Below are 9430 nucleotides of genomic sequence, written 5' to 3' on the forward strand. Positions count from 1 at the left end.
CGAAACCGGCATAGTCGGCGACCAGCGTCTCGCCCCGGCGCAGCGCCGGGGCGGCGGGCCGGGCGCGGGCCATGTCGTGGAGCCAGCCTGCGATGTTCATGTCACGCCCCCCGTGCCGCGAGGACCGAGGCATAGTTCGCCACCGCCGCCCCACCCATGTTGAACACAAGCCCCAGGCCGGCACCGGGGCACTGCATCGCCCCCGCGGTGCCCGTCAACTGGCGGAAGGCCAGCGCATGCATCGACACCCCCGTCGCCCCGACCGGATGGCCCTTGGCCTTCAGCCCGCCCGACAGGTTCACCGGCAGCGCGCCGCCGCGCAGGACGGTGCCATCGGCCAGCGCGTCGGCGCCGCGGCCTTCGGGGGCCAGGCCCATCGCCTCGTAGATCAGCAACTCGGCGATGGTGAAGCAGTCGTGGACCTCGGCGAAGTCCAGATCAGCCAGCGTCACCCCGGCCCCGTCCAGCGCCGCGGCGATGGCGCGGGCCGGACCTTCGAAGCGGATGAAATCGCGCGAGGACATCGGCATCAGGTCACTGACATGGGTGGCGGCGCGCAGGCTGGCGGCGCGCGGTGCGGCCGCGGCCTGCGCATCGGTCGTCAGGACGACCGCCGCCGCGCCGTCGCTGACCAGCGAGCAGTCGGTCAGCCGCAGCGGCGGCGCGATCAGCGGGTTCATGTCCGAAACCGTGGCGCAGTGCGCGACGCTCATCGGCTTGTGCATCTGTGCCAGCGGGTTCGCCATGGCGTTGTCGTGGTTCTTCGAGGCGATCTGCGCCATCGCGTCAAGCGGGCTGCCGTGGCGCTCGGCATAGGCCTGCGCGGCAAGGCCGAAGACCTGCGGAAAGCTCAGCGCCGCCTCGGTCGGGTCGCCCTGATAGCTGGCGCCGGCGAGGGCGCGGGTGACGTCGGGGGTGGCGCGGTGGGTCATCTTCTCGGCCCCGACAACCAGCACGGTGCGCGCCCGTCCTGACAAGATCTGCCCGATCCCGGCATGCAGCGCGGCGGCGCCCGAGGCGCAGGCATTCTCGCACCGCGCCGCCGGCGTGAAGCGCAGCTCAGGATAGGCCTGCAGGATCAGCGACGAGGCGAAGCCGTCCGGCACGAGGCCCGAGTTGAAATGCCCGAGGAACACCGCGTCGATCGTCGCGGGGTCGATCGCCGACTCTTCGACCGCTTCGCGCGCGGCCAGCACGATCAGCTCTTCCAGCGTCTCGGGCCGTCGCCCGAAGCGCGTGTGTCCGCTGCCGATGATCGAGATGCCGGTGCCTGCCATTGCTGCCTCCTCCCAAAGGTCGGGACAGGGTGCGCCAGCGCGGGGCGGGCGGGAATCCGTGGAACTACGTAATTGCCTGCGGGCCGCTACGTAGTAGCCTAGGGGCCGGAGGCGAGGGAGGGGGATATGCCGGTGCCGGACGAGGCCATGCAGCTTGGATTTCTCGAGTCGCCTATCGCGCAGGTGGTGCTGCGTCACCGCCGGATCGTCGCCTGCAATCGCGCGCTCGAGGCGCTGTTCCGTTTTCCGCGATCAGAGCTGATCGGCCGCTCGATCCGCCGTCTCTATCCTTCGATCGCGGATTTCCGTGATATCGGCGACCGTTGTGAGACGATGTTGAGAACCGGTCAGAGCTATCGCGACGAAAGGTTCATGCAGGCGGCGGATTCCGAGATCTTCTGGGCGCGTGCCTGGGGGGTGACGCTTTCGCCCGCGGATCCCTTCGCACTGACCGTCTGGGGGTTCGAGCGGATCGAGACGCGCGCCGGCCGCCCCAGCGACATGACCCCGCGCGAACGGCAGGTGGCGCATCACGTGGTCAATGGGCGGACCTGCAAGGAGATCGGCAAGATCCTTGGCATTTCGCATCGGACGGTCGAAGTTCACCGCGCGAAGCTGATGAAAAAGCTGGGTGCGAAGAACACCGCGGAACTCGTCTCGGAGATCGTCCTGGTTTTGTGAGGGCGACCTCGGTGGCCACGTTGCTCTCCGGTAGTCTGCACGCGCTAGTCCACCTGCGACTTGGGACGGCGTGACAGCTCCTTCGCCCTATGGTCGCGGCCAATGATGTTCGCACGGAACACCTCGGGCGGGGTCCGGTCTCCGTGGCATCAGCCTGGCATGGCGTACGGGCCCGCCCAGTGGTTTCTCAGACCGTCCTGCGTGACGTTTTCGCTGTCGGCAGTGCGGCAGAGACATCTTCTGGATCGCCTGTCGGCGTTCTCCACGCTGCCCTTTTGCGTGGGCGACTGCGGGCCGCAGAATTGAACGGGCCTGCGCCATCGGTCCGAGCGAGCCCTCGATGGTGTGGGCGCCGATCCCGGCCTGCAGATCCCGCCAGTCGGAAACCTCCGGGCCGTGGTCGTAGGTGGCCGAGCGGCGCGTTGTTCGGGGCGGGAGCCGCGGCGCCGCGGCGATCCAGGCCGTGATCGGCTTGGTGCGCCTCGAAGAACTGTGCGGCGCGACGAGAATGCGGCTTGGGCGCTCGACCGGCGCGGTGACATTGGCTGGACCAAATGTCTGGCGGAAGTGGTCGCGGCCGGCCGCCCAAGGACCGGATTTATATCGTCTGGAGATGTCGTCGCGGCGGAGAAGGATGCCGTTTAGGGCGCGGTTGGGCGGGCAGTCTTCTAGTTGCAGGGCGNAATGTCTGGCGGAAGTGGTCGCGGCCGGCCGCCCAAGGACCGGATTTATATCGTCTGGAGATGTCGTCGCGGCGGAGAAGGATGCCGTTTAGGGCGCGGTTGGGCGGGCAGTCTTCTAGTTGCAGGGCGATCGTGCTTGCGGATCGGGGTGCGCTTCGACGCGCCGTTCGACGATTGCGCCATGGCATCGTCTGCTGTCACTGGCGCTGTCGGGCCGGACATCGCCGTCTACGCATCCATGCCAGTACGGATCTCGTGCCGCTGTCCGTGGCGCGACGCGGGATGCTCGCGCGCCTGCCACTCGCCATCGCCGGGGAATATGATGGCGGTGCCATGGCCCTTCGAACCAGCGGCGTTCCCTTGGCTCAGCGTCGACCAACAGGGCGACGGGGCCGCTTGGGCGCCGGCAGCGGCCCGCATCGCGATCCGCGCCTGACGACGGCCAGACGCCGTCGAATAGTTCGGAGCAGTCCAGTCCAGCCCCGCCGATCCGATCAGGCTGGCGACCGGTCCGCCGGCCAGCAGGCTCGGACGGATGGCACCTCACGGGCTCGTTTTGCCGCAGCAGCCGGCCGAACAACACCTTCAGCGTGAGAAGCACAGTCCCCCAGACTGTTTTCCGCTTTTGCGCAGTCGGGGAAGGTCTTCGGGTGACCGCGCCTGCCAGTCTTCGCAGCCTGCCTGGTCATGTTCCGGTCGGACCAGGTCGAGAGCGACACGCGACGGCCCTAAGCGGTCTTCGCCATCGGGCTGGAACCGAACGTGCCGCGACGGCCAAGAAGCCGGGCCGGTTCGTCGTGCAGTACCGGGGAGAAGAAGGCTCCCGGATGGACCGATGCTAACGGTAAGGATACACGACGTGAATCCGGGTCACCGATACGTGCAAAAACGTCACTCTCACGACAGACCGATTGCAGCTGCAATGCATGGGCCGACGGTATCGAGGGTTCTCTCGTCGATCGAGCCTGGCCCGCCGCTGCCATGCCCGGCACGGGAAGACGCGGCAGTGCGCAATGGCTCCTCGGCGTTCACGCCGCGGGCGTCTCGGCCCGGGGCGCATCCGAAGCCATTGCTCGGATGCATGGGCGATCCGGCCTGCGGGCCTCTGGCCTCTCTTCAGCCCGAAGGGCCAGAACCCGCCGTTCCGCCTTCGCGTGATACTGGTGGCCCAGTCTATCGAGACCGGCAACCTTTCCGACGCTACCGCGTTCGAATCTCGTTCGTCGGGAGGGGATCATGGGTTCGACCGCGCGCTTCTTGCTGGCTGGGGCATGCGCCATCTGCCTCGTGTCGTCCTGCGGTGGTCCGCCGCGCAGCGTCGCCCGCTCCGAGACGGGCGCGCATCCGGCGCTGCCCGCGCCCGAACGGTCCGTGCTGCCGACTCTAAACGTCGCGCCGGCGCGCGGATGGGGCGAGGGGCGGACGCCTCGGGCTGCCCGAGGGCTTGCGGTCCGGGCCTTCGCGACCGGCCTCGATCATCCGCGCTGGCTGCATGTCCTGCCGAACGGCGATGTCCTTGTCGCGGAGTCGAACAAGCAGCCTTCGCCGCCGAAGAGCTTGCGAGAGCTGGTGCAAAGGCAGGTCATGAGGGTCGCGGGCGCCGAGGTGAAAAGTGCCGATCGCATCAGCCTGCTGCGGGACGCCGACGGCGATGGTGTGGCCGACCTGCGCACGGTCTTTCTGGAGGGGCTGACCTCGCCCTTCGGGATGGCGCTGGTGGGCGATCGGCTCTACGTCGCGCAGACCGATGCGTTGACGGTCTTCCCCTATCGCAGCGGCCAGACGCAGATCCGTGAGCCCGGTCGCCGGGTGCGGGCGCTGCCGGCGAACGGGGCGAACCATCACTGGACAAAGGGGTTGGTTGCTGCACCGGACGGCACGCTCTATGTGTCGGTCGGGTCGAACAGCGATCACGGCGAGGCTGGCGAGCGGGCCGAGACGTCACGCGCCGCGATCTGGCGTGTCGATCCTGCCCGAGACCGGGCCGAAGTGTTCGCCGACGGCATCCGTAATCCGGTTGGCATGGCGATCGAGCCCGGGACCGGCAGGCTCTGGGCCGTTGCGAACGAGCGGGACGAACTCGGCGATCGGCTGGTGCCCGACTATCTGACCTCTGTGCACAGGGGGCAGAGCTTCGGCTGGCCTTGGATCTATTATGGCACCGACCGCGATCCGCGGGTCGACTGGATCTCGGCCCCGCCAGAGCCTGTATCGCGCCCGGACTACGCGCTTGGGTCGCATGTCGCGCCGTTGGGGCTCGCGTTCGCAAAGGGCGCGGCGCTCGGCCCGGATTGGGGCGAAGGGGCGTTCATCGGCGAACACGGGTCCTGGAACCGCCGGCCGGCATCCGGCTACGCGGTCGTCTTCGTGCCGTTCCGGAACGGGCGCCCTTCCGGTCCGCCGAGGCAGGTGCTGGACGGATTTCGGACCGATGCCGGCATGGCACGCGGTCGTCCGGCCGGGGTCGCCATCGCCTCTGACGGCGCGTTGCCGGTTGCCGACGATGTCGGGAACGCCGTCTGGCGCGTGACGCGGGCCGTCAACCCGCGAGAAGCCCATTCCGCGCAAGTGGGATCCGTGCGGGACGGTGGATGAGCGTGCGCAGTCTCGTGCCTGAAGGAATCGCCCCGTGCCGGAGAGAGCATTTATTTGGCCCGTGAAGGATCGCGATATGTCGTGGCGCCGAGTGACGGTCAGACCGCACTTGCGTGACTATGGGTAAACCTCGTCAGGCGGCAATCGTTGACTCATCGTCCGGTCATTACCTTTCTTGCGGCTGTAAGCGCGGCGCAAGGTAGAGGGCACTTCCTGCGGTCATCGCGACGGACCGCGAGAGCCGAGATGCTGGGCCCTGTTATCAGACGCCACGCATTTCCTGACCGTGGCCGGCCATCCAAGTGAGCGTCGTTTGTCTCAGCTTGGGAGTGTCGAAAGCCACGCCCGCATCAAGGTGCGGCATGCGTTTGCGGCAAGCATCCCGCTGCCGCCGATCCCGGTGATGGCGATCTTTGTCGCCGGTGGCCGCATTCTATGTACGGAACGTCTCAGGACCGCGGCCGCGGGCTTCATCCCGACCGGCCGCGCGAAAAGGTGCTCGGTCGAATGGCGGGTGCTGCGGTCGGTCGACGCGACGTGATCGAGGTCGTCCCGTTGGCATGCGTCGTGCCAATGGCCGCGCGAACGGAGTCTTAGCGCGACCGCCGCGCTGATGATGCTGCTGAGCCGCGCGAGGGGACGGCTGCGGCAGCTCGTCCCCGCGGCGCGCCAAGCGGATAGACCTTCCCAAAGCTGGGTCCGCGCAAACGACTGCGATCTATCGGTCTGCGCACCGGCCGACGAGAACCACGGACTGCGGTTCCCGACGCCCGCCTTACCTCATTTCCGCTCCGAGGCTTCCCTATGCCGCCGATCGCCCGATTCCATTCTTGCCATGCCGCAGCCCGCGGTTGCGCGACCGCCTTCTTCGGCGGCGAGCATCGACATTGCTGGTTAGCGCTACAGGCGGTGCTGGACTGAGCCGCCGCGGGCTTCACGACGGGGCCGGATGCCGTGGGCTCGGAGATCGGTGATCTTGACGCGGTGGTGACCGGACTGGCGGCGGTGAAGGCGAGGCGTGTATCTCGCGGGCGCCGACGCTCGAGCGTGAGCGGCGCATCCACTGTCTCATCCTCGCTTGCCGCCGGGCCGAGCCGCTGCCCGAGACGGCGGCGCTGCTGACACGCCACCGCCCGATCTGCGTGCCGGCCAACAAGATCAGGGCCGTGGATTGGGCCGACCTGCGCCGTGCCGCGGCCAAGCGGGGCGGTCTCAACATCCTCATCAACAGCGCCGGGGCCGTGCTTTCAGGCCCTCGGCACCGCCTGCGATGCCGAGATCGAGCGCGCTTTGATCGCCAGCCTGTCCTTACCGATCGCGCTTGCTCGCGACCTCTTGACGAGGCGCGCCGCGGCGAAGGGCGTGTGGTCACCTCGACGTGATCGGGTTACCTCATTAAGCGAGCTGCTCTGCCTACAAGATCGGCCCGTCCGAGGTTTCGGGCGCGCGGAAGCCGCACCGGCGCATCCGAGGGGGCGTGCGCTGATCGAGCCGTTGGGCATGGTCCGCGCTGCGACCGGCCCGCTCCGACCCCGACTGACCGGATCCGGAAATGTCCTAAAACCTCTCACGCCGACGCGACCTTGCGCGGTGCCTGTCCGACGTGACCCTTATCCCCACGATCTGCGCCGCCCTCGCCCACAACGGCTGGACGCTGCTGCGCAACTTTGTGCCCGACATGGGCGCGTTCGCGGCGCCCGTCGGGCGACTGTGTTCGCGCGGCACCTTCGACCCGGCGCGCACTCATGCGACCGACCGCGGCAGATGGTCGACGCGGGTCGCGGTCCGAACTGGCTGCATGTCGAGTACGGCAATACTCCGTGGCTACCCGACATCGTTGCCGTCTTCGCTGAGCGCGCTGTCTTCGAGGGCTCGCAGGCCACGCTTCGCGACGGGGCGACGCAGATCGACAGCCTCGGTGCCCCGACCTGCGCCCGCCGGCGCCAGGCGATGCCCGTCGAGCGGCGGTTGTCGGAGTTGCTGCGGAAGCGCAATCTCGCCAACGGGCCCTTGGAGATCTCGCGTCCCGACGAGGTGCGGATGGGAAATATTCTGCAAGTCCAGCAGGCGGTGCCAGGCCCGTCGTTCGACTTGCATGGCGACGGCTCGCTCGCCTATCGGCTGACCTTGGCCCCCGGTGTGTATCTTGGCCGCCGGTGGCACGAGGCTCGGCTTCGCGAACGCGGTCCGAGGCCCGTCGCGCAATCGCGAGCCGCACCCGATACGCTCTCGCCGATGGCTCGCCCGTGACCAAGGCGGAAACTAAAGACATGCGCACCGTCGCCGAGGCGCGGATCCAGAAGTCACCTGACGGGACGGCGATATCGCCGATCTCGACAGCATCCGCGTCACGTATGGCCGCCGTGCCGTCGCCGACTGCACGCTGTTCATTGGCGCGTGCCTGCTCTGAGCCGGATTCCGGGAGTGCCGATCGTGACCCTTCTGGCCTCTTTGGTCGCCCAGCATCGAGCCCGGCTATGCGGTTGCTGCTCTGGTCACGAGCGGTGGCGATGATCACGAGCGTGCGTATGCCGCGCGCGGCGCCCGCAGAAGCGCAAGGTCCGAGCCGTTCGGAAGGTTCAGGTCCAGAACCACGGCGTCGTGATCAACGCCCGCCGGTGCCGCCACGACCGTGGCGCAGCCAGAGGTAGGATCGACGGCATGGCCCTCGGCCCTGAGGCCGCGCGCAACCGCCTCGGCCAGCGCGGGCAGGTTGTTGGCGGAACCCTCAAATCTTGGCTCCGTTGCGGGGCCTTCATCGCGCAGGTGGTCCCGACGGTGCAACTGGGCAAGCTTCGGCTGGCATCTGCCCATAGACGATGGCGGCAGGCCACATTCCGCCCCGTCCGCGCTGCTTGCGCTCACCTGTCTATTCGGCGCGGGCCCTTAATGAGATCGAAGTCTCCCTGCGAACAGACCTTCAGCAAGGTAGCGCAGATCACCCTTGCTTTTCGGTTCATGAAGATCCTCGCCACCACGCTGGCCGAAACCGCCGGCGGCTTCCCGTGGATGATGCTGAGCCTTGGATAGTAAGCCGGCTTTGCTACCACCGGCTTGGCGCCGATCGCGGCGCTGGTCGAGCAGAGCCCCTCGCGTGGCTACAGCCCCGCGCAGTTCTGGTGCGTGATCATTGCCACCACCACAGCCGAGACCGAAATTTCGGACATGAGGAACCGCTTGTTCGGGTTGGGCTACCTCGTCGGCTTGGCCGTTCTCGTCGTCGGTGACTGGTCACGCCGGCGATCTGACACCTGCGCAACTGTTCCTTGGCGGTACCCTGATCGGCCGGCTCGATACCAAAACCTTCCCTTGGATCGCGGTCTTCTTCTCGAACCGCCTCGGGATTGCCTTCGGCACCCGGCTGACGATCAATGCCGGGCTCGGCTATCCGCAGAGCGCGGCTGTCACTGCGGCGGTGATGGGCCCCGTGGTGCTCGCTGATCAGCCATGTTGGCCTTCTGTTTTGGGCGGTTTTAATCTTAAGCCGACGCCTTGGTGCGACCTTCGGCAACCTCTGACGAAGCCGCTCGATTATGGCGGCCTTGACCTGCCGCGCGGTAGACCACCGATGGTGCCGCTGGCGCTGCGGGGGCTCGCGCTGGGCTTGTCCAGCTGCGGCCCCAAGCCCAGTGTTTTTTTCGCGGGGGAGCCTGCCTGAAGCAACATTGGCTGGGCGGGCGAGATCCACTCCGGCCGACCTCGCGATCCGCACGCAGATCATGATCAAACTTGCCGCTGCGCGCCTTTGCACATCGCCCTTCAAGAGGATGTCGCGACGCTCGTGCTGTTCAGTCACCTCTAGAGCGGTCGCATCGGCGATGCACTGGCGCGCGGGCACAACTTGCTCTTTCTGGCATGCTTGTGGTGCCGGTCCTTGGCGCGCTGATCTGGTACGGCCGGATCTACGCTACGGCGACCCGCTTGCCCTGCCTGCGCACGGCGTGACGATGTTCGGCTGAGGGGTACGCCCTGATGGCGCTTTGACACCGGTTCGTCGTCAGGGACGTTCTGCTCCAGCGAATGCTGTGAGCCCGGATCGCGCCTTGGCTGCCATCTGGCTCGGAGTTCGCCCTGTCGCACGAGCAGTCCTGCGGCTCTTCCGTCCGTGTCAGCGGCGTTCCGCAGGGGCAGGTGGTTGTGTTTCATTTTTTTCGCGAATCCCACTTGCGGGGGTCTTCGAGTTTCCCTAGATAC

General features: G+C 67.5%; 8 protein-coding genes. 6 read left to right on the top strand and 2 right to left on the bottom strand.

Going from position 1 to position 9430, the window contains the following annotated elements:
• Positions 1-101: 101 nt before the first annotated feature.
• The gene (locus tag V8J36_RS17065) at positions 102-1277 is read right to left on the bottom strand and encodes a thiolase domain-containing protein (protein WP_336468527.1); all 1176 of its coding nucleotides are present in this window, start codon (positions 1275-1277) and stop codon (positions 102-104) included.
• A gap of 126 nt (positions 1278-1403) precedes the next feature.
• On the opposite strand from V8J36_RS17065, the gene V8J36_RS17070 reads away from it, so the two are divergent.
• From V8J36_RS17070 to V8J36_RS17085, 4 genes are all read left to right on the top strand, one after another.
• Positions 1404-1958 (top strand): LuxR C-terminal-related transcriptional regulator, encoded by a 555-nt coding sequence (locus V8J36_RS17070; protein WP_336468528.1) that lies wholly within the window; start codon positions 1404-1406, stop codon positions 1956-1958.
• Positions 1959-3877: 1919 nt separating this feature from the next.
• A complete protein-coding gene (locus V8J36_RS17075) occupies positions 3878-5236 on the top strand; it encodes a PQQ-dependent sugar dehydrogenase (RefSeq protein ID WP_336468529.1) in 1359 nt (452 codons plus the stop codon).
• 286 nt (positions 5237-5522) lie between these two features.
• Positions 5523-5777: a hypothetical protein gene (locus tag V8J36_RS17080; RefSeq protein ID WP_336468530.1), complete on the top strand. Its 255-nt coding sequence runs from the start codon at positions 5523-5525 to the stop codon at positions 5775-5777.
• 1223 nt (positions 5778-7000) lie between these two features.
• Positions 7001-7486, top strand: a complete 486-nt coding sequence (locus V8J36_RS17085; protein ID WP_336468531.1) for a hypothetical protein — start codon at positions 7001-7003, stop codon at positions 7484-7486.
• A 264-nt stretch (positions 7487-7750) separates the two neighbouring features.
• On the opposite strand, the gene V8J36_RS17090 is transcribed toward V8J36_RS17085, so the two are convergent.
• Positions 7751-8020, bottom strand: coding sequence for a hypothetical protein (locus tag V8J36_RS17090; protein WP_336468532.1), 270 nt, complete (start codon positions 8018-8020; stop codon positions 7751-7753).
• A gap of 105 nt (positions 8021-8125) precedes the next feature.
• Between V8J36_RS17090 and V8J36_RS17095 the strand changes: the two genes are divergently transcribed.
• The gene (locus V8J36_RS17095; protein WP_336468533.1) at positions 8126-8266 is read left to right on the top strand and encodes a hypothetical protein; all 141 of its coding nucleotides are present in this window, start codon (positions 8126-8128) and stop codon (positions 8264-8266) included.
• Between the two features lie 193 nt (positions 8267-8459).
• The gene (locus V8J36_RS17100; protein ID WP_336468534.1) at positions 8460-8894 is read left to right on the top strand and encodes a hypothetical protein; all 435 of its coding nucleotides are present in this window, start codon (positions 8460-8462) and stop codon (positions 8892-8894) included.
• Positions 8895-9430 lie beyond the last annotated feature (536 nt).

The sequence above is a fragment of the Frigidibacter sp. MR17.14 genome, from assembly GCF_037095735.1.
Taxonomy (GTDB): domain Bacteria; phylum Pseudomonadota; class Alphaproteobacteria; order Rhodobacterales; family Rhodobacteraceae; genus Frigidibacter.

Bases quoted from the DNA above. Each gene is read 5' to 3' on its own strand.
- V8J36_RS17065 (WP_336468527.1), bottom strand. From the start codon at position 1,277: ATGGCAGGCACCGGCATCTCGATCATCGGCAGCGGACACACGCGCTTC.
- V8J36_RS17070 (WP_336468528.1), top strand. From the start codon at position 1,404: ATGCCGGTGCCGGACGAGGCCATGCAGCTTGGATTTCTCGAGTCGCCT.
- V8J36_RS17075 (WP_336468529.1), top strand. From the start codon at position 3,878: ATGGGTTCGACCGCGCGCTTCTTGCTGGCTGGGGCATGCGCCATCTGC.
- V8J36_RS17085 (WP_336468531.1), top strand. From the start codon at position 7,001: ATGGTCGACGCGGGTCGCGGTCCGAACTGGCTGCATGTCGAGTACGGC.
- V8J36_RS17095 (WP_336468533.1), top strand. From the start codon at position 8,126: ATGAGATCGAAGTCTCCCTGCGAACAGACCTTCAGCAAGGTAGCGCAG.